At 39.0% G+C, this 26,935-nt stretch carries 27 protein-coding genes; 10 read left to right on the forward strand and 17 right to left on the reverse strand.

Annotated features, from left to right (window positions below):
• Nucleotides 1-325, forward strand: a 325-nt coding sequence (locus CXF76_RS02765; RefSeq protein ID WP_101162995.1) for a GxxExxY protein, incomplete at its 5' end; no start/stop codon positions are given.
• Between the two features lie 591 nt (nucleotides 326-916).
• Here CXF76_RS02765 and CXF76_RS02770 read toward each other — a convergent pair.
• The 14 genes from CXF76_RS02770 to yceD form a co-directional block, all read right to left on the reverse strand.
• The gene (locus tag CXF76_RS02770; RefSeq protein WP_101162996.1) at nucleotides 917-2,776 is read right to left on the reverse strand and encodes an alkaline phosphatase D family protein; all 1,860 of its coding nucleotides are present in this window, start codon (nucleotides 2,774-2,776) and stop codon (nucleotides 917-919) included.
• A gap of 4 nt (nucleotides 2,777-2,780) precedes the next feature.
• Nucleotides 2,781-3,560 carry a TatD family hydrolase gene (locus tag CXF76_RS02775; protein ID WP_024590370.1) on the reverse strand — a complete coding sequence of 260 codons (780 nt, stop codon included), beginning with the start codon at nucleotides 3,558-3,560 and terminating at the stop codon, nucleotides 2,781-2,783.
• A 115-nt stretch (nucleotides 3,561-3,675) separates the two neighbouring features.
• Nucleotides 3,676-4,002 (reverse strand): PilZ domain-containing protein, encoded by a 327-nt coding sequence (locus CXF76_RS02780; protein ID WP_002962367.1) that lies wholly within the window; start codon nucleotides 4,000-4,002, stop codon nucleotides 3,676-3,678.
• Nucleotides 4,003-4,013: 11 nt separating this feature from the next.
• On the reverse strand, nucleotides 4,014-4,928 hold the full coding sequence (locus CXF76_RS02785; protein ID WP_024590369.1) for a DNA polymerase III subunit: 915 nt from the start codon (nucleotides 4,926-4,928) through the stop codon (nucleotides 4,014-4,016).
• 1 nt (nucleotide 4,929) lies between these two features.
• Complete coding sequence (gene tmk / locus CXF76_RS02790; RefSeq protein WP_007585737.1) at nucleotides 4,930-5,556, reverse strand: dTMP kinase; 627 nt, start codon at nucleotides 5,554-5,556, stop codon at nucleotides 4,930-4,932.
• A 6-nt stretch (nucleotides 5,557-5,562) separates the two neighbouring features.
• On the reverse strand, nucleotides 5,563-6,549 hold the full coding sequence (mltG, locus tag CXF76_RS02795; RefSeq protein ID WP_024590368.1) for an endolytic transglycosylase MltG: 987 nt from the start codon (nucleotides 6,547-6,549) through the stop codon (nucleotides 5,563-5,565).
• On the reverse strand, nucleotides 6,543-7,358 hold the full coding sequence (pabC, locus tag CXF76_RS02800; RefSeq protein ID WP_024590367.1) for an aminodeoxychorismate lyase: 816 nt from the start codon (nucleotides 7,356-7,358) through the stop codon (nucleotides 6,543-6,545). Before pabC ends, mltG begins: the two co-directional genes overlap by 7 nt.
• 59 nt (nucleotides 7,359-7,417) lie before the next feature.
• Nucleotides 7,418-8,656 (reverse strand): beta-ketoacyl-ACP synthase II, encoded by a 1,239-nt coding sequence (gene fabF / locus CXF76_RS02805; protein ID WP_007585731.1) that lies wholly within the window; start codon nucleotides 8,654-8,656, stop codon nucleotides 7,418-7,420.
• Between the two features lie 216 nt (nucleotides 8,657-8,872).
• Nucleotides 8,873-9,109, reverse strand: a complete 237-nt coding sequence (gene acpP, locus CXF76_RS02810) for an acyl carrier protein (protein ID WP_002962377.1) — start codon at nucleotides 9,107-9,109, stop codon at nucleotides 8,873-8,875.
• Nucleotides 9,110-9,359: 250 nt separating this feature from the next.
• Nucleotides 9,360-10,106, reverse strand: coding sequence for a 3-oxoacyl-ACP reductase FabG (gene fabG, locus CXF76_RS02815; protein WP_101162997.1), 747 nt, complete (start codon nucleotides 10,104-10,106; stop codon nucleotides 9,360-9,362).
• Nucleotides 10,107-10,117: 11 nt separating this feature from the next.
• On the reverse strand, nucleotides 10,118-11,044 hold the full coding sequence (gene fabD / locus CXF76_RS02820; RefSeq protein WP_024590366.1) for an ACP S-malonyltransferase: 927 nt from the start codon (nucleotides 11,042-11,044) through the stop codon (nucleotides 10,118-10,120).
• Between the two features lie 52 nt (nucleotides 11,045-11,096).
• On the reverse strand, nucleotides 11,097-12,137 hold the full coding sequence (gene plsX / locus CXF76_RS02825; protein ID WP_101162998.1) for a phosphate acyltransferase PlsX: 1,041 nt from the start codon (nucleotides 12,135-12,137) through the stop codon (nucleotides 11,097-11,099).
• 12 nt (nucleotides 12,138-12,149) lie between these two features.
• On the reverse strand, nucleotides 12,150-12,320 hold the full coding sequence (rpmF, locus tag CXF76_RS02830; protein ID WP_002962381.1) for a 50S ribosomal protein L32: 171 nt from the start codon (nucleotides 12,318-12,320) through the stop codon (nucleotides 12,150-12,152).
• A gap of 9 nt (nucleotides 12,321-12,329) precedes the next feature.
• Complete coding sequence (gene yceD, locus CXF76_RS02835) at nucleotides 12,330-12,854, reverse strand: 23S rRNA accumulation protein YceD (RefSeq protein WP_007585727.1); 525 nt, start codon at nucleotides 12,852-12,854, stop codon at nucleotides 12,330-12,332.
• A 131-nt stretch (nucleotides 12,855-12,985) separates the two neighbouring features.
• Between yceD and CXF76_RS02840 the strand changes: the two genes are divergently transcribed.
• Nucleotides 12,986-13,582 carry a Maf family protein gene (locus CXF76_RS02840; protein ID WP_024590365.1) on the forward strand — a complete coding sequence of 199 codons (597 nt, stop codon included), beginning with the start codon at nucleotides 12,986-12,988 and terminating at the stop codon, nucleotides 13,580-13,582.
• A 1-nt stretch (nucleotide 13,583) separates the two neighbouring features.
• On the opposite strand, the gene CXF76_RS02845 is transcribed toward CXF76_RS02840, so the two are convergent.
• Together CXF76_RS02845 and rluC are read right to left on the reverse strand one after the other, a co-directional pair.
• A complete protein-coding gene (locus CXF76_RS02845) occupies nucleotides 13,584-14,246 on the reverse strand; it encodes an HAD-IA family hydrolase (protein ID WP_198551842.1) in 663 nt (220 codons plus the stop codon).
• The gene (rluC, locus tag CXF76_RS02850; protein WP_024590364.1) at nucleotides 14,243-15,202 is read right to left on the reverse strand and encodes a 23S rRNA pseudouridine(955/2504/2580) synthase RluC; all 960 of its coding nucleotides are present in this window, start codon (nucleotides 15,200-15,202) and stop codon (nucleotides 14,243-14,245) included. The genes CXF76_RS02845 and rluC overlap by 4 nt, the downstream gene beginning before the upstream one ends.
• Nucleotides 15,203-15,974: 772 nt before the next feature.
• On the opposite strand from rluC, the gene rne reads away from it, so the two are divergent.
• On the forward strand, nucleotides 15,975-19,094 hold the full coding sequence (gene rne, locus CXF76_RS02855) for a ribonuclease E (protein WP_101162999.1): 3,120 nt from the start codon (nucleotides 15,975-15,977) through the stop codon (nucleotides 19,092-19,094).
• Between the two features lie 334 nt (nucleotides 19,095-19,428).
• Here the strand turns inward: rne and yejK are convergent, their stop codons facing one another.
• Nucleotides 19,429-20,445, reverse strand: coding sequence for a nucleoid-associated protein YejK (gene yejK, locus CXF76_RS02860; RefSeq protein WP_007585704.1), 1,017 nt, complete (start codon nucleotides 20,443-20,445; stop codon nucleotides 19,429-19,431).
• A gap of 62 nt (nucleotides 20,446-20,507) precedes the next feature.
• On the opposite strand from yejK, the gene CXF76_RS02865 reads away from it, so the two are divergent.
• From CXF76_RS02865 to CXF76_RS02895, 7 genes are all read left to right on the forward strand, one after another.
• Entirely contained in the window at nucleotides 20,508-20,720 is a 213-nt protein-coding gene (locus CXF76_RS02865; protein WP_002961475.1) for a DUF1414 domain-containing protein, read from the forward strand.
• 5 nt (nucleotides 20,721-20,725) lie between these two features.
• Nucleotides 20,726-22,222 carry a DUF3413 domain-containing protein gene (locus CXF76_RS02870; RefSeq protein WP_024590451.1) on the forward strand — a complete coding sequence of 499 codons (1,497 nt, stop codon included), beginning with the start codon at nucleotides 20,726-20,728 and terminating at the stop codon, nucleotides 22,220-22,222.
• Nucleotides 22,223-22,308: 86 nt separating this feature from the next.
• Nucleotides 22,309-22,788, forward strand: a complete 480-nt coding sequence (locus CXF76_RS02875) for a DUF4124 domain-containing protein (RefSeq protein WP_024590452.1) — start codon at nucleotides 22,309-22,311, stop codon at nucleotides 22,786-22,788.
• 103 nt (nucleotides 22,789-22,891) lie between these two features.
• The gene (aceK, locus tag CXF76_RS02880; protein WP_024590453.1) at nucleotides 22,892-24,610 is read left to right on the forward strand and encodes a bifunctional isocitrate dehydrogenase kinase/phosphatase; all 1,719 of its coding nucleotides are present in this window, start codon (nucleotides 22,892-22,894) and stop codon (nucleotides 24,608-24,610) included.
• A 19-nt stretch (nucleotides 24,611-24,629) separates the two neighbouring features.
• Complete coding sequence (locus CXF76_RS02885) at nucleotides 24,630-25,568, forward strand: LysR family transcriptional regulator (RefSeq protein ID WP_002961484.1); 939 nt, start codon at nucleotides 24,630-24,632, stop codon at nucleotides 25,566-25,568.
• 177 nt (nucleotides 25,569-25,745) lie between these two features.
• Nucleotides 25,746-26,189, forward strand: a complete 444-nt coding sequence (locus CXF76_RS02890; protein WP_002961486.1) for a ferritin-like domain-containing protein — start codon at nucleotides 25,746-25,748, stop codon at nucleotides 26,187-26,189.
• A gap of 314 nt (nucleotides 26,190-26,503) precedes the next feature.
• On the forward strand, nucleotides 26,504-26,899 hold the full coding sequence (locus tag CXF76_RS02895) for an ExbD/TolR family protein (protein ID WP_024590454.1): 396 nt from the start codon (nucleotides 26,504-26,506) through the stop codon (nucleotides 26,897-26,899).
• Nucleotides 26,900-26,935: the final 36 nt, after the last annotated feature.

A 26,935-nucleotide genomic window follows, 5' to 3' on the forward strand; every position in this document is an offset into this window, starting at 1 on the left:
AGTACACAGGAATTTAGGGTCTGGCTTATTAGAATCAAGTTACGAAGCTTGCTTAATATATGAATTAAGTAAAATTGGCTTATCTGCTAAAAACCAAGTTGAGCTACCGATATATTATAAAGATCAATATATAAATACAGGTTACCGGTTAGATATTTTATTGCCTAATAAATTAATAATTGAACTAAAGGCGGTTGATAAGCTTCTTCCAATTCACTCTGCACAATTAATAACTTATATGAAACTTTCAGAAATAAGTACTGGTTTACTAATAAACTTCAATGTTCTAAAGCTAGTCGATGGCATAAAGCGCTTTAATTCATAAAAATTATTTACTTAGGTTTTAAGTCGTTATCCAAAGGGCTATAAGTAACTGTACATTAAATTTTTAAGCGATTTATTCACAAAGAGATTATGAGGCGCTGCGCTTTTAGAGAAGAAAATAAACACCGAAACTGTATTCTGATTGGCATTGTGTCTTCTCATTTACTCCTCTTTCGCTTCTCTTTGTGCAAATAGATTTTTAGCTGATTTTTAAATAAATTAAGCGTTGCTTTCGTAACAACCTTACCCCGTGTAAGTAATTTATTCACTAAGAGGGTATGAGGCGCTGCGCTTTTAGAGAAGAAATAAAACCGATAATATATCCTGATTGGCATTATGTCTTCTCATTTACTCCTCTTTCGCTTCTCTTTGTGCAAATAGGTTTTTAGCTGGTTTTTAAATAAATTAAGCGTTGCTTTCTTAACAACCTTACTCCGTAATTAGTAATTTATTCACAAAGAGGTTATGAGGCGATGCGCTTTTAGAGAAGAAAATAAACACCTAAACTGTATTCTGATTGGCATTGTGTCTTCTCATTAACTCCTCTTTCGCTTCTCTTTGTGCAAATAGGCCTTTAATTATTGATTAAAAATTACTGTTCTTCTAAATCAAACTCAGTTAAATGACCATCGCCGTGTATAAGCTGGTAGCGGGCTAAATTTCCTTGTTCTAGTATTATTAAACTAATAGCTGAGTCGCTTACTAAGTATTTTTGCCCTTCACCTATGGTTTGATGCTTATCTACTTCCATATGCCAGCGTTTGGTAAAAAAGTTTAAGGGACTTTTTGGGCCGTATAGAATTGAATCTAGTTTATCGAGTATGTTTATTAACTTACGCGGAAACTCGTTTTTAATACCGCTGGCGGTAAGTTGCCAAATTCGATTGGGATGATCGCCAAAACGCTTTTGCACCGAAAAGCAAAATGAGTAATGCACGTCTCCCGATAAAATAAGGGTTTCGTTTGGGGTGTCGGTTCGTCTAAAAGTATCGAGTAGCTTTTTGGCTGAACCTTCGTGCGCCATCCAGTTTTCTACGTCTACCATGAGTGGTTGGCCACATATGTTAAACATGGCTTGAATGGCTTCTATTGATTTAACACCAAATACAGGAGCTGGCGATACAATAATAACTTGGTCGTGGCTTAATAGGCTTTCCTCAAGCTCTGTGAGGCGTTCCCAATCAAGTAGACCTGACGGCTCATTAAAGTTTTGCTCATTTCGCCAGCGATGCGTGCGCGTATCAAGCACCACTACTTTGGGTATTGTAGTAAGTTCGTAATGCCAAAAGCTAAAGTCGTTTAATGGTTTATCAAATGCTTTAAACTGCCATAAATTATTAGCAGTACGGCTTTGCTTAAAAGGTGTCAGTAGCTCGCCTGTTTTATTTAGTGCATCGTTCCCCATTCCCTGAAAAAGCCAATAACTAATTAAACCGTTATTAATGATTCGTTTACTACTTGGGTTTTCATTTATAGCTTGCTCCCACCCAGCGGTGAGGTTCCAATCATCGGTTACATCGTGATCGTCAAACATCATTAGCGTCGATACATTGGCAAACAACCGCTCTACTTCACTTAAGCCTTTTGCATAATCAATCAATGCTGTTTTTTCAGCGTTAAAAATAGTTTTGTTTTGCTCGCTTTGACCTAAATACGTTGTTTTTTGTATATCGACGCATTGCCAAGCAGCAGCACTAAAATTTAATAAATAAAGTGCTATATATTCTTCAAAATGGATGAGGTGGTTATACGCTTTAACACTTGAAAAGTGAGGTTCGTCTTTTTTTAGCCAATAACCTATACCTAACTTTGAGCGTTTTTGCCACGGCGTTTTTGGTAAGAACAAATGGCGATTATAAAGTTGCTCATTTATGTCGGCGGGTAGCTCAATGGCAAGTGGTTGCTCTTTATAGATACCTAACGCTTTAATTAACTGATGAATAGCTAATAACATGGGCCCTGCTACATCATCGGCATAAACCTGATCACCGCTCAGTAATAATAACTGTGCGCCTTGGTTATTATTACCGCGCTGAGTATTTTGCCAGTGACTTGCAGACACTAAGCTGTCTTTTGCTGGATGATGTGCATTACGGCACGAGCCATGCAAAATATCGCTGAGTTTATTAGGGATTACAAATGCAGGCGTTGTTTGATTGCTATAGCACCAAGGCGATAAATCCATTGCTGTATCGTCAATTACAAGCTTATAGCTTAATAAGCTATCGACAGGGAGTTTGTTGTCTATTGGCTTTATAATGACGAAATGCAGGTATAAATGTTCGCCTAAAGAAACAGTGTGTTGATCGCTATAACATTCATGATTTATAAGTGTAATTTGGCAATTTGCAGGCTTGGAGGTAGCAAACTGAATGCAGACTCCAGTTTGATCTGCACGGCGCACCATTGGCCCCATTAGTAAAATAGGAAGGTTTGCCGTGTGAGAAATCATGTATTTAGCCTTTAGCTGCTAATTTAAATAAAGAATAAAAGTTCTCGGTAGTGGCTTTAGCCAGTTCATTAAAGCTAATGCCTTTAAGCTCGCTAATGTAATAAGCAACATCTTCTACGTACGCTGGCTGATTTGTTTGCCCACGATACGGTACCGGTGCTAAATAAGGCGAGTCGGTTTCTATTAGTAATCTATCTAGCGGTATTTGTTTTACTACTTCTTTTAGCTCAATAGCATTTTTAAAGGTCACAATGCCCGAAATAGAAATATAAAAACCCATGTCTATCGCTTTTTTAGCCATATCCCAGTCTTCAGTAAAACAATGTAGTACACCACCGCAGTTTTCGGCCTTGTGCTCACGCATTAAATTAATGGTGTCGGCGCGAGCATCACGAGTATGAATAATTAACGGTTTTTGTAATTCGTTAGCTACTTCAATATGTCCAACAAAACTTGCTTGCTGCACTGCGTGAGTATCTTTTGAATAGTAGTAATCAAGGCCCGTTTCGCCAATAGCGACGACTTTTTCGTGTGAGGCTAAGTCGATTAGTTGCTGTTTATTAAGGGCGTCTTTTTGATCAAGTGGATGTACACCGCATGAGGCTGAAACATCGTCGTAGTGCTTAATTTTATCGAGCATGCTTGGAAACTGATCAAGCGTTACGCTTACACATAAAAAGTGCTCTATTTGCTTTTCACGCGCTTTATCAAGAACTTGGTCAAGGTTTAAGTCTAATTTATCAAAATCAAGACGATCTAAATGGCAATGAGAATCTACAATCACTATAAGGCCTGTATTATGTTCAGGGTTTAAATTTGTTCGTTTAATTTATTATGTTAGAAATTAAAAGAACCCAATATAGGGCGGCGTTAATCTCAATGAAAAACCGACCCTATAACTACATGGTATATGTTTGATCGCCTGAGTTTAACATAGTCCCAAGTAGCTTTTCGATTTTAGCGTTTAGGTTTGTTTTATCGTCTAAAAAGCTAATACCAATACCTGGAGGGTTAGAGCTTTGTGCCCCTTGTGGCGTGATCCACGACACTTTACCTGTTACTACATCATCTTCTAAGGCATCGGGCAAGGTAACTCTAAGCGCTAATGAATGCCCTGCTTCGTAACGCATATTAGTGCGTACAAATAAGCCACCTTTTTTTAAGTAAGGCATATAACAACGGTATAACTCGTCTAAATCGTCTATGTCTACTAGTAGTTCTTGCATGATTAATCCTTTTAAGAATTTCGCAATGTGTATGCTAATCGTGATACAGCAAGCGGTAAATTAAGGCCAAGTACTTGTGTGTTATTTTGTAAAAACTCGCCTAATGCATTTTGCGCACTTTGATAAGCGTCAAAACTCATACCTTGCAGTAATTGCTGCTTTAGTTGCACGCTTAAAAACAAAGTAAATATGCGAACAAGTTCAGGCTGTTTATTTATTATATCGACTAACGCTTTGAAATTATGGCTTTGTTTAAACTCAGTTGCAAACTTATAAAGTGTATCAATATTTTTTAGCTGGTCTTGCTGTTGCCAATGCTTTACTTGCAGCGGTTGGTTATAAAAAAGTGCTAGCCAACTATAGTTAGGAATATCTAATGTTTCTAGCCATTGCTGAGCAAGTGCTGTATTTGTTATTTTTACGTCACTTTTAGCGCATCGACTTAAAATAGTTGCAGGGAGCTGTGCTGGTTGACTTGTAGTTAATATTAAAAAGCGGCTATTAGTTGGCTCTTCAAGTGTTTTTAATAATGCGTTAGCTGCTGCTGTGGTCATTTTTTCGCAATTTTCGATTATCGCGACTTTATTGCCATTTTGCGCTGCTGAGTGGTTCATAAAATCACTAATGCCGCGTATATCATCTACGCCTATGCTTTGCCCATCAACTTGCGTTAAGCGCTTGTCGGGATGAGTACCCGCAAGAGTAAGTAAGCAGCTTTTACAGTGTCCGCAAGGTTTTAGCATACTGTTTTGCGCAGCTACCTGCTTAGCTATATTTTGGCATAACAAAGCATTACCAAGCTCATCACTTAACTCAAACTTACCTACGCCAACAGGCCCACAAAATAATTGCGCATGATGAAAACGCTCTGCACGATAACTTTGCGCTAAACGTGCTTGGGTATCATGTAGCCACGGCAATGGCATATTATTTTAGGCCTTCAAAAAATGAATGCAGTACATTGGTTATATCGCGATGTACTTTATCAATACTTTGGTTTGCATCGACCGTTTTAATTGTGTTGTCGTCATTAGCAAGTTCAACATAACGCATACGTGTACGCTGAAAAAACTCAATGGCTTCTTGTTCAATACGGTCAAGCTCACCACGTCCTTTTGCACGTTCAAGGCCTATCACTGGATCAATATCAAGGTAAATAGTTAAATCAGGCTTTAAGCCCTTTAATACCATTGACGAAAGTGAAGCTAATGTATTTGAGCTAATACCACGCCCGCCACCTTGATACGCCTGAGACGATAAATCATGACGATCGGCAAGTACCCACTGGCCTTTATCAAGCGCTGGGGTAATAACATTGTGCATTAACTGCGAGCGTGCTGCGTACATAATAAGCAACTCGGTTTCAAAGGCAATTTCTTCTTCGTGCTCTGCTTTTACAAGCGTACGAAGCGATTCAGCCAATGGCGTGCCGCCAGGTTCGCGGACGTTAATGAAGTCTATTTTTTGTTTGTTTAAAAAGTCTTGGCATAACGAAATCGCGGTTGATTTACCTGCGCCTTCTAGCCCTTCTATTACTATAAATTTTGATTTCATAAAATATTAATTCTTTTTATTTAATATATACGTTTTAACTGCCGCGTTATGCTGCTTTAACGTGGTTGAAAATTGGTGGCTACCATCGCCTTTTGATACAAAGTAAACGTATTCACTTTGTGGCGGATTAACTGCAGCTAAAATAGCGGCTTTTGATGGCATTGCAATCGGTGTTGGTGGTAAACCATTAATACGGTACGTATTGTAAGGCGTATAATCGCGTAAATCTTTGCGTTTAATATCGCCATCAAAATCAGCACCTAGCCCATATATTACGGTTGGATCGGTTTGCAGGCGCATATTGGTGTTTAATCGATTAACAAACGCTGATGCAATTAACGGACGCTCGCTGGCAAGGCCTGTTTCTTTTTCAATAATTGAAGCCATTATAAGTGCTTCGTATGCTGTTTTGTAAGGTAGATTAACAGCGCGTTGCTGCCATGCATCGTCTAACGTTTGCTGCATTTTTTGCGCTGCACGTTTTAATACACTACTTGCAGTATCGTTATTATGATAATGGTAAGTGTCGGGAAATAACCAGCCTTCTAAGTGCGTATTATTGTCCAGTATTTGTGTACTTAGCTCATCACTTTTTAAATCGTTTTGTAAATTATCGGCTTTTTTAATAGCACTTAGTACTTCACGTAAGTTTTGCCCTTCAATTATGGTAAAACTAAAGTTGATTTGCTGGCCTTGATTAATTTTTTTTACGTTGTTGATAACGCTATCGGCTGTTAGCTCGTAAAGGCCCGCTTTTAAGTCGGTAAGTGTGGGATCTAATTTGGCAATTACTTGATAACGCCAGCAGCCTTCCACCCAGTTATTAGCTTGCCACTGTTGACAGAGCTTATTAAAGCCAGTGCCATGCTTAACTTCAAATTGTGTGTTTTCAGTTACTTTTAGCGGGCTATTTATTGTTGCTTGTAATTGCTGGTAACCAATAGCAGTGGTTATAACAGCTAAAAAAAGTACCGATAAAATAACTTTTAACACTCAGCCTCCTTGGCTAATAATTTAGTTAGTAATGCGTGGCTGTCGTCTGTATTAAATATCTGTTGCTCAATACTTTTAACAGGTACTGCTCCCATTAAGCTATTACACACAAATACGGCGTCTGCTTGGATTAAATCTTCTACTTTCACGCGTTTAAATTCAACAGGCAATTTATCACATAACGATTGTAGATAAACGCCCTTTATTCCGCACTCATCAAGCAATGGCGTAAACACACGCTTATTTTTAATCGCAAAAATATTAGCTGCAGAAGCTTCAATTACATTGTTATTGTAATCAAGCACTAACACATCGTCGCAGTTTTGCGTTTGCATCGCTTTTTTAATTAGCACTTGTTCAAGTCGGTTTAATGTTTTAAGGCCCGCTAAATATGGCTGTGCTGCTAATTTAATCGGGCTTATTTCGAGATTTACACCTTTTTTAGTAAGCGCTTCGTAATTACTAGGGTAGTCCAACACACTCAATAAAATAGTGACATTACACTCACTTGGCAGCCCATAACCACGTCCGCCTTCGCCTCGCGTTACAAGTATTTTAAGCACGTTTAGTGGTGCAGCGTTTATATGCAAAGCAATTTGATTTTCAAGGCTATTAAAGTCTAACTCAGGAAAACCCAAACGCTGTGCGCATTCAATCAAACGCGCTTTATGATGAGCCCAATACTGTACTTGCCCATCAACAACCTTAGCGGTTGTAAAAAAGCCATCACCATAATTTAAGCCCCTGTCACGCGTGCTTAAAGTGCTGTTTTGATCTGCTGCTATTATTGTTTGCATTTTGTTTGGCATATAAAAAAAGCCCAGTTAAACAACTGAGCTCTTATAATTTGATTCGTTGTTAAAAAAGATTATACCTTTTTAAATAGCAACGAGCCATTAGTACCACCAAAACCGAACGAGTTACACAGTGCAAAGTCTAACTTTGCATCACGTGCAGTGTGTGCAATATAATCTAAGTCGCACCCTTCGTCTGGGTTATCAAGGTTGATAGTTGGCGACACTTTTTGATCTGTCAGCGATAAAATCGAAATAATCGATTCAACCGAACCTGCAGCACCTAACAAGTGACCCATCATCGATTTAGACGAGCCTACCATTACATCTTTAGCTGCATTACCAAAAATTGACTTAACAGCGGCAGTTTCTGCTTTATCGCCTGCATTTGTAGATGTGCCGTGTGCGTTAATGTAACCAATTTGCTCAGCGTTTACTTGCGCATCGTTTAGTGCGTTTTGCATTGCAAGGGCAGCACCCGCACCATCCTCTGGTGGTGATGTCATATGGTACGCATCGCCACTCATACCAAAGCCTACTAGCTCAGCATAAATTTTAGCACCACGTGCTTTAGCATGTTCGTACTCTTCAACTACAACAACACCTGCACCATCAGAAAGCACAAAGCCATCGCGGTCTTTATCCCAAGGGCGAGAAGCCGCTTGTGGATCGTCGTTACGTGTTGAAAGTGCACGTGCAGCATTAAAGCCACCCATACCAATTGGGGTACACGCTTTTTCTGCACCGCCAGCAACCATTGCATCTGCATCACCGTAGGCAATCATGCGCGCTGCATGGCCAATATTATGCAAACCAGTAGTACAGGCAGTTACAATTGAAATATTTGGACCACGAAGTCCATGCATCATTGATAAATGACCTGAGATCATATTAATAATGGTAGACGGCACATAAAATGGCGATAACTTGCGCGGACCACTATTTAATAGCTTAATGTGGTTTTCTTCAATTAACGTAAGCCCACCAATACCTGAACCTACAGCTACACCAATGCGTGCTGCGTTTTGCTCAGTGATTTCAAGGCCTGAATCTTTAAAGGCTTGAACACCCGCTGCAATGCCGTACTGAATAAACAAGTCCATTTTTTTAGTATCCTTCGCTGACATGTATGCAGTTGCATCAAAATCATTTATTAAACCAGCGAATTTAGTACCAAATTTTGATGTATCAAAGTGCGTTATTGTTTGAATGCCACTTTTACCATCTAATAAGCCTTGCCAGGTTGATTGAACATCATTACCTAGCGGCGTCAACATTCCTAAGCCAGTTACGACGACTCGACGTTTAGCCACGGTTTGCCTCCAATAAGGGATATTTTACAAGGGGATGATCATACCCAAGCTACCTCAAAGTGCTAGTCCCAAAATAGATTAAAAACGCATAACACAATCAAAATTAATTTTTAACTAAAATTGAGCATAGAGATTTAAGTTTTGAATCACGAACTTTGAGGTGGTTTGGATATAAAAAATTAAAGGCAGCGGATGCTGCCTTTAACGTGCGATTAATTACTCAGCGTGTGCTGTAACGTAATCGATAGCAGTTTGTACTGTAGTGATCTTCTCAGCTTCTTCATCTGGGATCTCAGTATCAAACTCTTCTTCAAGAGCCATTACTAGTTCAACAGTATCAAGAGAATCTGCACCTAGGTCATCTACGAAAGAAGATTCATTTTTAACTTCTTCTTCTTTAACACCTAGTTGTTCAATGATAATTTTCTTTACGCGTTCTTGGATATCGCTCATTCTTCTTTCCTTTATTAAAAACGCCAATGCGTTATTTTCAGATTGCGGCGTAGTTTACGCCGCATAATTCTCTGATTCAATGATTTGACCATAAATAATTGTCTGGTCAAACCTCTGAGTGTGTGTTTTGTCTTTTATCGCTTATTTTCGCAGCGATTTCAAGTATGTTTAAAGCAAGTTCACAAATAATTCAATGTTTTTGAGGTAACTTACTTAACTTTATCAAGTAGCAATCTAGATACAATGGCGATTAAACCATGTACATCGCGCCATTTACATGCAAAGTTTCGCCTGATACATACGCAGCCGCGTCAGATGCTAAATAACATACTGCAGCAGCAATTTCGTCTGGTTGGCCTAAACGCCCTGCTGGAACATTTGCAAGTGTTGCAGCTTTTTGCTCATCAGTTAAATTATCAGTCATGTCTGTTTGAATAAAACCAGGAGCGATTACGTTAACTGTAATACCACGTGATGCAACTTCGCGCGCAAGTGACTTAGAAAAACCAATTACACCTGCTTTAGCCGCTGCATAATTAGCTTGACCTGCATTACCCATAGTACCCACTACTGAGCCAATGTTAATAATACGGCCTTTCTTTTTCTTCATCATTGGACGAAGTACCGCTTTAGATAAACGGAAAACTGAGCTTAAATTAGTGTCGATAATATCGTCCCACTCAGTTTCTTTCATACGCATTAATAAGTTATCGCGTGTAATACCTGCGTTATTTACAAGTACGTCAATATCGCCTAAATCAGCTTTTATTGCAGCAAGTGTTGCTTCAATAGATGCAGGATCGGTTACGTTTAATGCATAACCTTTACCATTGTCACCTAGGTATTCACTGATTTTAGCAGCGCCTGACTCACTTGTCGCAGTACCTGCAACTTTTGCACCTTGTGCAACTAATGTGTTTGCAATTGCTTTACCAATACCACGGCTGGCGCCAGTAATTAGGACAATTTTGCCCTCTAATGAAAATAAATTAGACATTTTATATACTCTTATTTAGCTGCATCAATTGAAGCGGCGTCGTTTACTGAGCCACAGATCATTGCTTTATCAATTCGTTTAGCAAGTCCTGTTAATACTTTACCAGGACCAAATTCGTAGCTTTGTGTTACATCTTGCGCAACCAAGGCTTGTACTGTTTCTGTCCAGCGAACTGGGCTGTATAGCTGACGTACTAGTGCGTCTTTAATTGCATCAGCTGACGTTTCAGCTTTTACATCAACATTATTAATTACATCACACTTAGGTGTATTAAATGTTAAAGCGGCTAAGTCTGCTGCTAGCTTGTCAGCTGCTGGCTTCATTAACTCACAATGTGAAGGTACGCTAACAGAAAGTGGTAATGCACGTTTAGCACCGGCATCTTTACATGCTTGCGATGCTCTATCTACTGCCGCTTTATGGCCTGCGATAACAACTTGACCAGGAGAGTTGTAGTTAACTGGAGATACAACCTCACCTTGCGCTGAGGCAGCACAAGCCGCTTTAATTTCTTCATCGCCTAAGCCAATAATAGCAGCCATTGAACCTACGCCTGCTGGCACGGCTTCTTGCATGTATAAACCACGGTTTTCAACAAGCTTTACGGCTTCGCTCAAACTTAATACATCGCTACATACTAACGCTGAGTATTCACCTAAGCTGTGACCCGCCATAATAACGTCTGCATCAGGGTTAGCTGCTAACCAATCACGGTAAATAGCAACACTTGCAGTTAGTAATGCAGGTTGTGTGCGGTGGGTTTGATTTAATTTTTCTTCTGGGCCATTAAGAACTAGCTCTGCTAAGTCGTAACCCAGTGCATTTGACGCTTCTGCAAATGTTGCTTTAACAATGTCAGAACTCTCTAGTAGTTCTTGTAACATACCAACGCTTTGCGAGCCTTGACCTGGGAATAGAAGTGCAATTTTTTGTGCCATACTTTGCTCTTTTTAATTAAACAAATAAATAATGAAATACACGGCACATCAATTATTGATTAACCGCCGTGTCTTTAGAATGTGTTTTTTCGAAAATAGCGGCTATTTTATCAGGAAGTTGACGTTCAACCTCTTTTACCGCTTCATCAATTGCTGCTTGAAATGCTTTAGCTGACGCATTTCCATGACTTTTAACGACAATACCGCGCAATCCTACCAGAGAAGCACCGTTATACTGGTCGGGGTTCACCCTTTTATAGAGTTTTTTTATTATTGGGCGCAATATAAACGCCATACATTTATATAAAAGGTGCTTTTCGAGCGCGGTTGTAAACTTATTCATAATAAGCTTGGCAATGCCTTCACATGTTTTAAGTGCCACGTTACCCACAAATCCTTCGCATACTATGACATCAGCCTTACCCGAAAAAATATCACTTCCTTCGCTGTAACCAATATAATTTATATGTGGGCTTTGCTGCATTAATTGTGCAGCTTGTTTAATGTCGTCGTGGCCTTTAATGTCCTCAGCGCCAATATTTAATAGACTAACGCGAGGATTATCCAAACCAAGTGCTTGTCCAGCAACAATAGAGCCCATAATGCCAAACTGATAGAGCATTTGCGCATCACAATGCACATTAGCACCTAAGTCGAGTAAATATACTGGGTTTTTAAGCTCTGTAGGAACAGATGAAATGAGTGCGGCACGTTTAACACCTGGCAGCATTTTTAATACATAGTGAGCCATAAAAAATAGAGCGCCGGTATTACCTGAGCTAACACATGCTTGAGCCTCGCCCGATTTAACTAAATCTAGGGCAACACGCATAGATGAATCTTTTTTTGAACGCACAGCAATTGCAGGTTCACAGGCATTGGTGACTATTTCACTACAGTGACGAATTATGAGTCTAGGATGAGGTAGAGAATCGAGGGATTCGAGTTCTTTAGATATAGCATGTTCATTGCCACATAAAATGAGAGTTAAATTGGCATGAGCATTTACTGCACAAACGGCAGCAGGAATAGATGAACGGGGGCCGTAATCGCCCCCCATCATATCTAACGCTATGGTTAGATCTTTCAGCATATAAGTAATCTCTTATTTAGAAATTACTTGAACGCCTTTGTAGTAACCATCTGCAGTCACATGGTGACGACGATGAGTCTCACCAGATGTTTGATCTACAGTTAAAGTTGGACCACTGATCGCATCGTGTGAACGGCGCATGCCGCGTCTTGCACGAGACTTTTTGCTTTTTTGTACAGCCATAGTCTTCTCCTAAGAATCTTTCTTAAGTTGTTTCAAAATATCAAATGGATTAGGTTTATCATCTTCCGCCTTTAATACACCAAAGCTGGCAGGCTTTGCTGAATAACTGCATGAAGCTTCGTTGTGGGTAGCCACTAATGGAATTGCTAAAATTAGTTCGTCTTCAATTAAATTAAAAACGTTAACTTCACCATTTTCATCAAGCGCTACTTCATCGTAGTCTTCTGGAAAAATATCTAACTCTGTATCTTCACCTACTGGTGAATATGCAAAGTCTTGAACCAAATCCAACCCTAAATCACCATTACAACGTTGACAAATGACAGTAACGTGTGTGGACAAATTGCCTCTAATCACAGCGAAACCTTGATCATCGTTTTTGCAATGTATTTTTACCGCTATTTCACCTACTTCTTCCTGCACAACTTTCTCTAAACGAGTAAGTTTTTCAAGCGGTACAATTCCGTCATACTTTAAACGGTGCTGCGCTGCTTTGCCTGGATGAAGAGTGATGGGAATTTTCACCTTTTGCATAGGGGCTGCATCATATAGATAGTTAGTTTGTTAGTCAAAGTAAAAAACCATTTTTACTTGGTTTTTAACGTGTTTTACTCTCGGATCTGATTTATCCTAACTCAATCTGAATTATCGTAGGAAAACAGTCCGTGAAGCATCCACTCATTTTAGCGTCAAGCTCGCCTTTTAGGCAGTCTTTATTACAAAAATTTAATTTACCATTTGATACGTTTTCACCAGATGTTGACGAATCAGCACTTGAATGCGAAACACCTACCGAACTGGTTAAGCGCTTAAGTGAATTAAAAGCCTCAGCGGCTAATAAACACTTTAACAAAGGGTTAGCTATTGGATCAGACCAAGTCGCTGTGTTTAATAATCAAATTTTAGGTAAACCACATAATAAACAAAATGCCGTAAAACAACTAAATTTATTTAGCGGTAATACTGTAACATTTTTAACAGGGCTTTGTGTTTACGATATCGTAACTGGCACTAAAAAAACCTGCGTAGAACCTTTTAATGTGTCGTTTAAAACACTCAGTGATGCACAAATTAGCGCTTATTGCGATGCTGAGCAGCCTTATAACTGTGCTGGCAGCTTTAAAAGTGAAGGGTTGGGTATATGTTTATTTGAAAAACTAAGCGGCGACGATCCTAATAGCTTAATTGGATTACCATTAATTAAACTCAGCCAGCTACTGGCTGAGTTTGGTATTGATGTACTTACTGCTCAGGCTAAATAAATTAACCAAGCAAAACCTGTTGCAATTGCAGATAATTATCTACCGTTGCAACAGGGCTAAGCTTGTTTAGCTGCTGTGCGTTATGTACACCCATTGTTACGCCAATTCTATCCATGCCTGCAGCTTTTGCCATTGTCATGTCTATTTGAGTGTCACCAATCATTACAGCGTCTTGAGCGCTTATGCCAAGTTCTTCAAGTAATTGATACAGCATATCCGCAGACGGCTTAGACAGTGCTTCGTCGCTTGTACGTGTTGCACTAAAAAAGTGGCGCAATTGACTTTGTTCAAGCAAACGCTCTAACCCACCCCTACCTTTACCTGTTGCAACCGCTAAAACAATGCCCTGCTCTTTTAAGGCATTTAAAACGCTGACAACATTAGCAAATACAGGCGTGGGAGTAGTATCCACACTGTATTGATATTTATAACCTGAAATTAACGCTTGGTGCTGCGCTACATTATCAGGAAATAAAACGTCAATTGCTTTTTCAAGCGACATACCAATAATGTTTTTAATGGCTTCGTCACTAGGTGGCACTAAATTAAGTGACTCGGCGCTACTACGAATACAGTTAACTATTTTAGTGACTGAATCCATAACAGTGCCATCCCAATCAAAAATGACGAGCTTATATTTTTTAATTGGAGTCACTGCAATCACAGTTTTGCATCTCGTAATTTTAGTAATGTATTTTTAAGCGTTTTATCTAGCGGTGCTTCAATACGCATGGTTGTTTCGTTTTTAGGGTGATAAAAACTTAAATCATGTGCGTGTAAAAACAATCGGTTTAACCCAACTTTACGCATAGAATCGTCAAAACCCTGATCGCCATATTTATCGTCGCACGCTATTGGGTGACCTTTACATTGCGTATGCACACGAATTTGGTGCGTACGCCCTGTAACAGGCGATGCTTGTACAAGTGAGCAATCGTTAAAACGTTCAAGTACTTTAAAACGAGTATGTGAAGGTTTTCCCTCAGCGTTATCTACGCGTACTACGCGCTCGCCCGATTTAAGTGTATTTTTACGCAGCCCTTCAGTAACGTTTTTAGTTTTAGAGTCCCACTGCCCTTCTACAAGTGCCCAGTAATTTTTTTCCATTGTTTTTTCACGAAGTTGTTCATGCAACGCTGTTAACACCGAACGACGCTTCGCTATAAGTAAACAACCCGATGTATCACGGTCAAGCCTATGAACTAGCTCAAGGCTACGTTCCTCTGGGCGAAGTGCTCGCAAAGCTTCAATTAAGCCATAACTTAAACCACTGCCGCCATGAACAGCCATACCTGATGGTTTATTTATTACGATAAGGTATTTATCTTCAAATAAAATATCGTTTTCAAGGCGAGTTACTTTGTCTAATTTTGATGGAACAAATTCTTCACGCTCAGCAACTCTGATAGGTGCAATACGAAGTACATCTTCAAGCTGTAGTTTATATACAGGCTTAATACGCTTTTTATTAACGCGTACCTCACCTTTGCGCAAAAGTTTATAAATAGCGCTTTTAGGCACCCCTTTTAAATGGGTAATAAGAAAGTTATCAATACGCTGACCTAAATGGTCTTCGTTGATCGTGACATAAGTTACTTGTAAGTCGTTTTTTTCTGACATTGCCTAATCACTAATTTAAGTAAAATAATTTAGTTGCTAACACTGTAATAATAGTGGGATAATCAGCAGCGCAAATATTTAGTATTTGCAAATAACAACGGTGCTTTTTAACACATTAAAACATTCGTGATGCACATTCTGGGTAGCCGATCATACAGATCCGAGTTAAGTTTTCCAAAGCTTTTATGCCTCCTCAGTTAACACGTGCGATCAATTAACGGCAATGCGCGTAATATATTGCTGGTTAAGTTTGAACATGAAGCGATTTTTAACGTGCTAGAGAAAGCAATGAACAGATAATTTGTCTGATAGTGACGACGTAAAAAACGTCGTTCAGCACTAGCTCAATTATTGTAGTACCGTATAGCAGCTTATTTAGAACTAAAAAAATCTAATAAATAAGCGTTCATTAACATCGGCAGCGATTTTTGCTCTTAAAACGGATATTAGCGATACATCAGTATGTATTGCTCACCAACTTAATGAGCCCTACGCGCCTAATATGAATGATATTTAGTAAGATTAATATGACAGGCCGACTTCTGGGTAAAACTTGTAAACGTAGCTGAAAAGCCGACAGTTTTAGCACCATTAAGAATTTAATAGCGATAATAATTGCTATTGTTTGCCAGCATTTAAAATACTGCATACGAGAAACAGAGCCGTTCCGTTAAAGACCCAGTCGTGAGGCTGCACATTCTAAAAATAGGGACAACTGAACAGGCGAGAAAAACATCGTCATGTCAGCGACATAAATAAGTAGAGTAACAATATGAAACGTATGCTAATCAATGCAACGCAGCAAGAAGAAATGCGCGTAGCACTGGTTGATGGCCAGCGCCTTTATGATTTAGATATCGAAAGCCCAGGTCACGAACAGAAAAAAGCCAATATTTATAAAGGCAAAATCACTCGCATTGAACCATCTCTTGAAGCAGCATTTGTTGATTACGGTGCTGACCGCCATGGTTTCCTTCCTTTAAAAGAAATTGCCCGTACTTACTTCCCTGCAGGTTACACTTTTCATGGTCGCCCTAACATCCGCGACGTAATAAAAGAAGGTCAAGAAGTTATAGTACAAGTTGATAAAGAAGAGCGTGGCCAAAAAGGCGCTGCGTTAACTACTTTTATCAGTGTTGCTGGTAGCTACTTAGTGCTTATGCCTAACAACCCTCGTGCTGGCGGTATTTCTCGTCGCATTGAAGGTGATGAACGTACTGAACTTAAAGAAGCATTGGGTCGTTTAGAACTTCCTAAAGGTATGGGCTTAATTGTTCGTACAGCGGGTGTTGGTAAATCGTTTGAAGAATTAAACTACGATTTAAAAGCATTATTAGTACATTGGGAAGCAATTAGACAAGCAGCCGATAGTGCTAAAGCGCCATTTTTAATACACCAAGAAAGCAATGTAATATTCCGTGCGATACGCGATTATTTACGTCGTGATATTGGCGAAATTTTAATTGATAAACCACGTGTTTTTGAAGAAGCTAAAGCGCACATTGAGCGTTTTCGTCCTGACTTTATGAGCCGTGTTAAGCTTTATCAAGGTGACACTCCTTTATTTACGCATTACCAAATTGAAAGCCAAATTGAGTCTGCGTTCCAGCGTGAAGTACGCTTGCCTTCTGGTGGTTCAATTGTAATTGACCCAACTGAAGCACTAACGTCTATCGATATCAACTCGTCTAAAGCAACTAAAGGCGGCGATATTGAAGAAACAGCACTTAATACTAACTTAGAAGCGGCCGATGAAATTGCACGTCAATTACGTCTTCGTGACTTAGGTGGTTTAATTGTTATCGACTTTATCGATATGACGCCTCCACGCCATCAACGTGAAGTAGAGAATCGTTTAAAAGATGCTGCTCGCCCAGATCGTGCTCGTGTTCAAATTGGTAAAATCTCACGCTTTGGTTTACTTGAAATGTCGCGTCAGCGTTTGCGTCCTTCATTAGGTGAAGCAAGCCAAGGCCCATGTCCACGTTGTAGTGGCCAAGGTACTATTCGTTCAAACGAATCAATTGCGCTTTCTATTCTTCGTTTAATTGAAGAAGAAGCAATTAAAGACAACACAGCACAAGTAAATGCACAAGTGCCTGTTGCCGTTGCTGCTTATTTATTAAATGAGCAACGTCGAAGTGTTCACCGTATTGAAAAGCATCACAAATGTGACGTAGTGATTATTCCTAATCAACATATGGAAACACCACATTACGAAGTTATGCGTTTACGTAAAGACGAAACACTTGAAACGGTAAGTTACGGACAAGTTGTTGCGCCAGAACCTGAAGCATTTGAGATGTCAAAATCACCAAGTGCACCAGTACGTGAAGAGCCAATGCTAAAAGGTGTTGTAATGCCTTCTACACCGGCTCCACAAGCAGCGCCTACACCAGTAGCTCAGCCTGTAGTAACAGAGACTAAAACTGAAGGTGGCTTGTTTGAAGCAATCACTAAATGGTTTAAATCGTTATTTGCAAGCGAAACAGTAGAAGAGAAAAAAGAAGCTGTAGAAAAAGAGCAGCAAGAAGCGCGTAATAACGCTCGCCGTGGTAACGATAATCGTCGTCGTAATAACAACCAACGTCGTCGTAATAATAACCCGCGCACTAATAAACCACGCAATGAGCGCCCTGCAGCTGAAGAGGAAGTTAAAACAGACTCAGCAGCAACAAGTACCGAGACTCAAGAGAGAAACGAGAACCGCAATAAGCGTCGTCGTAACCCTAACTCTCGTAAGCGCCCAGAGCATAAAAGCGAAGAAAAAGATCAAGTTAAAACTGAAGCCCCTGTAAAAGCAGAAGTAGAAGTAGAAACTGATTCTAAGCCAGCTCAAGCTGTAGAGCCTAAAGAGCAAAAGCCTAAAGTTCGCCGTCAACGTCGTAACATACGTAAAAAAGTACGTCTGCAAGATGAAAACGCTGAGCAAGCTAACTCAACAGAGCAAACACCTGAACAAGCGGTAGTTACTGACACTCCACAAGTTCAAGAGCAAGCACCTGTTGTAGAAAAGCAAACACAAGCTCCGGCAGAAAAAACAGCTCACATTAAAGAAGAGAAAGTTGACGTTGTTGATTCTAACGATGAAGCAGCAACTACTGAAGACGAGCAAGAGCAAACACGTACGCGTTCACGCCGTTCTCCTCGTCATCTTCGTGCATCAGGTCAACGTCGTCGACGTCCTGAAGGTGAAGCAGAAGTTAAATCTGACGAAGCCCCTGCATTTGTTCCAGTTGCTGATCAAGCTGCTGCAGAATATGAAGCAGAGCTTAAAGCTAAATCTGAAGAAACACCTGTAGATGCAGCGCAGCAAATTGAACAAGCCGTTGCAGTTGAAGACTTAGCAAAAGTTGAAGCTGTAGAAGAGCCAGCTAAAGTTGAAACTCCAGTAGTAACTGAAGAGCCAGCTAAAGTTGAAGCGCCAGTAGCAACTGAAGAGCCAGCTAAAGTTGAAACTCCAGTAGTGACTGAAGAGCCGGTAGTAACTGAAGAACCAGCTAAAGTTGAAACTCCAGTAGTAACTGAAGAGCCAGCTAAAGTTGAAACTCCTGTAGTAACTGAAGAGCCAGCTAAAGTTGAAACTCCAGTAGCAACTGAAGAGCCAGCTAAAGTTGAAACGCCAGTAGCAACTGAAGAGCCAGCTAAAGTTGAAGCAAAAGTGAAAACTGAAAAATCAGCACCGCATGTTAAAACAGCGGTTACTCAAGGGTCTGCAAGTGCGCCAATGGCACAGCCTACTCCTGTAGCTGATAGCGAAGTAAAACACACATCTGTAGCAATGGCTCACGATAAACGTGACCTAGTACCAGACAGTGGTTTACGTGCGGGTTCTATCAAACCTGCTGGTCGTGCAAGTTCTGCAATGACTAAAACATTGAGTGTTGATTAATAACTAACACTTATTAAAAAGCCCCGCTATTTAATAAATAGCGGGGCTTTTTTGTTTACATGCTTTGAATAATTATTAAAGTTTCTTCACGCCCATAATAAGCGATTTGTTCACAAAGAGGTTAAGAGACGCTGCGCTTTTAGAGGTGGTAATAAGATTAAGTTTTGCTAATAAACCATGGCTTATGTTTTCTCATTTACTCCTCTTTCACTTTTGTTTGTGAAATAAGTCTTTAAGTGGCTTTGTTCCGATTCAATGAATTTAGATACCGGTATAAAAAAGCGCGATATAAATATCGCGCTCTTAAATCAACTTTCAACTCGCTCAAATGAGTTTACTCTTTTTCATTTTCCATAAAACGTTGTAGCTGATCTTTTAAGTTTGGCGGAATGCCTTTAATCACTAGTGTATCGGTTGCTTCGTTGTACGTTACGCGCTCACCTAAGTGTTTACGTTCAAAACTGACACTTACACCCCCACCAAGGCCTGAAAACTTAACCATACTGGTTACGGTTTTCTTATCAACGGGGAAAGTTTCTTCCAAGTCATAGCTTTGCTCTTTGCAAAAACTATCAAACGGGCTGTCATCGCCTTTTGTAAGCGTTGCAGATAGATCGCTCACACTTGCATCTTCGCCTGTGGTTACGCAATCATTACAGTAATCAAATACTTGTTTACGTAAATCGTCTTTTTCTGATTTATCAAACTGTTGCTCTGATAAATAATCCTCTACTGCGCTAAGCATTACTTGGCTTTGCTGTTTTGAATCAATACCCTCTTCACAGCCTAAAAAGTCTAAGAAAAAGTCAGCAACTTTACGACCCGCACGTCCTTTGATAAACGAAATATAACGATTATCTTCTGCTTGCGTATCCCACGCTGTTAAATCGATACGAGCAGCGAGTTGCATGCGAGATATATCTAAATGGCGAGAAGCCGCTAAATCAAGCTCAGAGGTCATAGAATAATGCTCTTTAATGTTAATCATCGCAATTAACATGTAATCGGTAGCAACATACTGATAATGACAAAATACTAAATAGCCTGTTTCACTAAATGCATACTTATCAAGCTCTTCTTTTAAAACCGTTGAGGCTTGCTCGGTCATATGCCAAAAGCCTAGCTCATCGTTACGGTAGCTTTGCATTGCAGATGCTACAATGCTGTTTTTATCACCACTGAAAGCACAGTAACCTTTACCTGGCTTACCATTATATGCATGATGTAATTGTTCGATAAAAACGGCTACTTTATCGTTAATTACCATCTCATCATTTCGAAGGTGAATTTGCGTATCGTCGTCTTTTTTGTCTACATAATGAACGACTAATTTTTTAACGTCTGTTGTCATCTTTGTTTTTCACGCCTCTAGTGTTAAAATACGAGAATATAACTATTCTATTGAACCAACTAATGCCAATCTTATCAAAATACTCTAATGAAGAAGTAGAACAAATCGTCGATCAGCTTATTGATGTGCTAACTAAACACAATGCGCCGGTTGATTTAAGTCTTATGTGTTTAGGAAATTCTATCACGCATATCTTAAAAGAGCATGTACCAACAGGGAAAAGACAAGCTGTAACCGAGAACTTTGCAAAAGCGCTCGCGCAGTCGGTTAAGTAAAATTTATGAATTTATCGCAGCACAATCAATTTTCATCAAAAGCGAGTCAGCTGCTAAGTTGGGGGCATTGGTTTACCTTTGCCAATATCGGCTTAGCCCTACTTATTAGCTTAAGTTATTTATTTGCAGACTCGCCACCTACAAGCTTTTTAGGCATTACTTATATGCTAGTTACTTGGCTAAGCCACACTAGTTTTATAGCCTTTTTAGCGTTTGTGCTGACGGTATTTCCGCTTAGTTTAATATTTCCCTACCCACGGCACATTCGTGGCATGGCCGCTGTTATAGCCACTGTAGGTGCTTCATTGCTTACTCTTGATGCTTATGTTTATGTTAATTTAGGTTATCACCTAAGTATATCTGCCTTACCTGAAATCATTTCATTGTTGTGGCATCGTTTAACAAGCTCTCCTGCTTTAACAACCATTTTAGCCAGTGGGATTGTTATTGTTATTTTAGGCTTTCAGCTACTTGTCAGTAATTACACATGGCACCACCTTGAGCGTTTAAAGCAATATAAATTTGCACGTTACGCAATTTCTTTCTTAATCGTGTGTTTTTCGCTTAGCCACAGTATTCATATTTGGGCTGACGCCAATTTAAACTTTGACGTAACAAAACAAGATAATGTTTTGCCACTTTCATACCCTACTACCGCTAAAAGCTTGTTAGCTAAAAATGATCTGCTAGATATAGAAAGCTACGAGCAAGCACACAACGTAAAAATTAACAACCAAAATATTAGTTATCAAATGCCAAGCCCGCTTGAAAAATGCGAGGACTACACACAAGCCAATGTAGATATATTTGTATTTGAAACCCAACAACAACTCGAAAAGTTTGTTGCCGAGAATAAAAACATGCACAAAACAGAGCAGTTTTTACAGCCAACAAATCATGACGATACGTTATTTAGCTTAGTGTATGGTTTACCCGCTTTTTATAAAGCAGCAATTTTAACCGAGCAGACACTCCCAGTTTGGCAAAGTCAGCGCCGTAGCATTGAAGTAACTGGCATTGAAGAACTAAGCTTTATTAATGATCAAGCACATAGCTCTAGTGCTATTCGAGTAATTAAAGCGAGTGATACCCCTACTGTTCGAGATGATGAAACACAGGTTTTTGCTTTTAGTCTTGCCAATAACAAGCAAGAAGTAGTAACCACCTCAACTTTATACAGCTCTGACAAACGTATTTCTAAAGTAGATGGGCTAATTCAACCTAGCGATTTAATTGCAACAAGCGTTGGGCAATATTTAAATTGCAAAGCTATTGCCAAGCAAACAATGCTAGGCGTTAATCTATACAAGAAAAAAGACGATATGGGCGTGAACTACTCTCAGGGTGTTGTTATAGCCTATAAAAAAGATAGGATTACCTTAATAGATTCAGATGGTAACTTTAAAAACATTTCCGCCGCTGAAGGTTTTTCTATTGAACAAGGTTTAGATATACCATTTTTAGTACAGAGTATTAAAAAGCTCAAAACCTTTACCCAATAACAGTTATCCTAACCTAGCTTGATATACCACCAAGCTAGGTTATAGTTTTATATTGTTGTTAGATATAAAAACCAAGGATGACATGTATGTTTAAAACTTCTCGTTATATTCTCCATTCTAGCTTTTTACTTATCAGTTTTTTTAGCTTTAGCGATACCACTTACTACAAATGTGTAACAGAAAAAGGCACTGTCTTTTCTCAACTCCCCTGTGACGACGAAGCAACGACTTATAAAGTTAACACAACGGGTAATCAGTATTCTGGTCCTAAGGTTGACTACACTAAACAACTAAACGAACTTGAGCGTGAAAGGCTTCTATCTGGCTTAGAGGCAGAGCTTCGCAGTAATAACCATAAACTAACAATACTTGATCGTAATAAAGAGCGTGCTGAATACAAACAACAAGAGCGGTTAAATCATATCTTAGCCATTGATGATAAAAAGCGTATTACTAAAGACATTACTAAGAAACTAAAAATAATCAATAAAACATATAAGAAAAACGTATCGGCTGTGACTAAACAAATTAAAATTCTCGAAAAAAAGATAGCTCAATTCCAATAAGTTACTCTTAGTTAGTAAGTAACATTTATCTTGGTTTTAAACTTAAAATAACATACCCTTAACACAATAGAGTATAAACTCTAGGGACTTTTAAGGAGTGCAAATGCAACCTCGCCATATTGCTGAATTAATTTTAACGGGTTTTAAAAGGCACTATCAGTTATTTCAAAAAACAACAGCCAAAGCCCCTCTTGCCTTTGCAAAAAAAGATTGGCAAGCAATTAATGATATCAGCCGTTTGCGTATCAGCTATTATGATGATCGTGTTAACGAAACCACGCAAGCGCTAAAAAAAGAAACCCCAACCGAACAACTCGATGAAAGCATATGGCTTGAAGTTAAAAAGATATATCAGCATTTTTTATGTTTTCATCCCCAAGCAGAGCTCGCCGAAACTTTTTATAACTCTGTATTTTGCCGGCTGTACCATAGGCGCTATTTTCATAATGACTTTATATTTGTAGAAGCAACCTTAAAAGATGCTCCTTCAGTGCCTGTTGAGGCCGAATATAGAACATACTTTCCAGTAGTTGATGGCCTCAAACCAACAATAAAACGCATTATTAGTCATTTTGATTTTAAGGCCCCATTTGTAAATTTAGAGCGTGATATTCGCCTCCTTGTTAAAGCTTTTTATAAACAAGCCCCCGATACACATCACCAACCTTGGCAAATGCGCTTTGATATTTTACACACGCCTTTTTATCGAAATAAAGCAGCCTATATTGTTGGTCGTGTTGTTTCAAAAAGTGGGGTTCAGCCCTTTATAATCGCTGTATTACACGATGAAGATAACGGATTATATTTAGACGCACTTTTAACTAAGTCATCTCAAATGCGTGTTATTTTTGGCTTTGCCCGCGCTTATTTTATGGTAGAAACTCACGCACCGTCAGCACTTGTCCGGTTTTTAAATCAACTTATGCCAAACAAAACACTTGCTGAGCTCTATAACGCAGTGGGTTTTCATAAGCAGGGGAAAACTGAGTTTTACCGAGAGTTTTTAAATCACTTATCTCACTCTAGTGATGAGTTTACAATTGCACCGGGGACTCCCGGTATGGTGATGATGGTATTTACTCTCCCCTCATTTGGTTATGTTTTTAAAGTAATAAAAGACAAATTTGGTGAGAGTAAACCCTTCGGCCGTGATACCGTATTAAAGCGCTATCAACTGGTAAAAAACCATGATCGCGTTGGGAGAATGGCCGATACCATAGAGTATTCTAACGTCGTATTTCCTTTGGCGCGTTTTGATAGTAATTTACTTGCGCAATTACATAAAACAATTGGCTCATCAATGGTAATTGAGGGCGATTGGTTGATCATCAAGCATTTGTATATTGAACGGCGAATGACACCTCTTAACTTGTTTTTAGAAAATGCTGATGAAGAAAGTGTCGCCGACGCGATTGAAGAATATGGGCAAGCCCTAAAAGAAATGATTGCCGTTAATATATTTCCTGGTGATATGCTCTTAAAAAACTTTGGTGTAAGTAAGCACAAACGTATTATTTTTTACGATTACGATGAAGTTCAATATCTAACCGATATGAACTTTAGAGCATTACCAAAAGCAAAGAGCTATGACGACTATTTAATGGATGAACAAAGTTACTCTGTTGCACCACAGGACGTATTTCCTGAGCAACTTTGTACATTTGTAATGCCAAACCCTATGTATAAGAAGTTTTTACTCAGCACTCATCCTGAGCTTATAGATGTTAGCTTTTGGAAGCAGGCACAACAAAATATAAAAAATGGTCAGGTAAGTCATATTTACCCATACCCGACAGCACAGCGCTTTATTCACCACTGGTAAGCGCTAAAGGACACACACAATGAATATAAGTAAAATAGATTTAAATTTACTCGTTTACCTCGATACATTGCTTCGAGAATGCAACGTAACACGCGCTGCTAATCAATTGAGTATAACGCAACCTGCAATGAGTAATGGCCTTAAACGTCTTCGTAACTTATTTAACGACCCTATTTTAGTTCGTACCAGCGATGGTATGGTGCCTACCGAGCGTGCTTTGGAGTTACAACCCGTTATTCGTGGCATATTAATGACCCTTGAAGAAACTCTAGCTCCTAATCGAGAATTTGAGGCAAGCCAGAGTAAGCGTGTGTTTAGAATAATGGCCAGTGATTACGCTGCAAGTACATTAGCACCAAAGCTTTTAAGTAAATTGCACGAAGAAGCCCCCGATACTACTTTAGATATACTCACACCAAGTGATGTCACCTTTCATGATGTAGAAAACGGTAAAGTAGATATGGCAATCAACCGTTTTGAAAACTTACCGCAGTCTTTTCATCATAAACGTATTTGGAAAGATAGTTTTTGCTGCTTAGTAAAAGCCGATAATCCTATAATTGAAAACTTTAGTCTCGACAGCTATTTAAAAGCGCGCCATATATGGGTAAGCAAAACAGGTTTTGGTGTAGGTGTAGGCATGGACCCTAAAGATGTGCAAAAACTTGGCTGGGTTGACGAAGCACTTGCGCACTTTGGTAAGCATCGTAATATTGCCACTTTTACGCGTAACTACCATGTGGCAATTCATTTAGCTAAAGAGAAAAATTTAATTGCGACCCTTCCTTCAAAAGCCGCAAATATATATTTAGATGATCCGGGGCTTAAAATTTTAGAGCCACCATTTCCAATCCCTCCTTTTGAGCTTGATATGATTTGGAGCCCACTGTTACATCGCGATGCGAGTCACATTTGGTTACGTCAAAAAGTAGCTGAAGTAGCTGAAGAGCTAAAATAACTTTATTACACAATATAATGTAAAAATTGCTAGGTTAATTTTTTGCCTGTTAACTTAGCATCTTACTGAAAAAAAATTAAACCAATAAAATCAAATAACTACACAACCATTGAAACGTGGAACATACATTGCTTTTATTAAATTGAACTATACATTCATTTAATTAAAGAGGTCATTATGAACACCCATCAAGGATCAGAAGTAAATCATATTACTGACATCATTCAAGTTATGAACAGCGGCATCGATTTTTATCAAAAAGCACAGGAAAAAGTTGAAGACCCTGCTATTGGTGCACTTTTTCAGCGTATGATAGATGCCCGAAAAGTGAGTGTTGAGCGCTTGCAGCCATATGCAATTAATGAAAAAGGCGAACGCGAAGATGGCTCATCTTTCGCAGTTGAAGCACGACGTGCGTACACAGCCCTATTGACTACTTTCACCTCACACAACGACAGCACGTATGTAAAAGAGCTTGAAGAGGTAGAAGATAAAACCCTTGAAGAAATTAAAGCAGCAATGGATAAACCGCAACCAGCTGACTGCGAAGCTGCACTGGCTAAAACATTATTAACAATGCAAAGCTGCCATGCAGAAATGAGCCGTATGCAAAAGCATTAAGCTGACATAGTGCATAACTAGAACCCAGCCTCGAGCTGGGTTTTTTATTGCCTCTAATACCAATCTACATAGTTTTTTAAGCAATTTAACAAATTGCATTACATTATAACGATACTAAATAGACCCCATATATAAGCAGAACGGTATAAACACCACCTTATTTCACCACATTTTAAATACATAATTAATACAAATATTTAATGTTATTAGAATATTTATTTAACCACGCTTTATTTTTGCTGTGCTAATTTTGTTAATATGTACCTAAAACCTTGCTGTGGCGCCGCAGCATTTAATTAAAAGTAAGGTCCAATATGAAAAACAAACTAACCAAACTACAAAATAATGCTGATGTAGATATGACCCCGATGTTAGACATAGTGTTCATTTTACTAATTTTCTTTATTGTAACTACATCTTTTGTAAAACCTGTGGCTATTGAATTAAACCGACCACTCGACAGCCCTCAAATAGATAAGCCTGTTAAAAATGCTTTATTTAGAATTGATGAAAGTAACGGAATATATTTTTCGGGGAGGTTAATTGATTTAGAGCAAGTTGCGACTAATTTAGCGATGTTCGCGGCTAAATATGAAATAAGTTCGGTACTTATAACCGCAGACGAAAACAGTACACATAATACTTTAATGAGTGTAATGAATAATATTAAGCAATACGATGATTATTCAATAAGTTTGATTTCTAAATAAAACAGCCCAATATAAAACCAAAAAAAGGGCCTTACG

Origin of the sequence: Pseudoalteromonas sp. 78C3, from assembly GCF_002836695.1 — a bacterium.
Taxonomy (GTDB): Bacteria; Pseudomonadota; Gammaproteobacteria; order Enterobacterales; family Alteromonadaceae; genus Pseudoalteromonas; species Pseudoalteromonas arctica.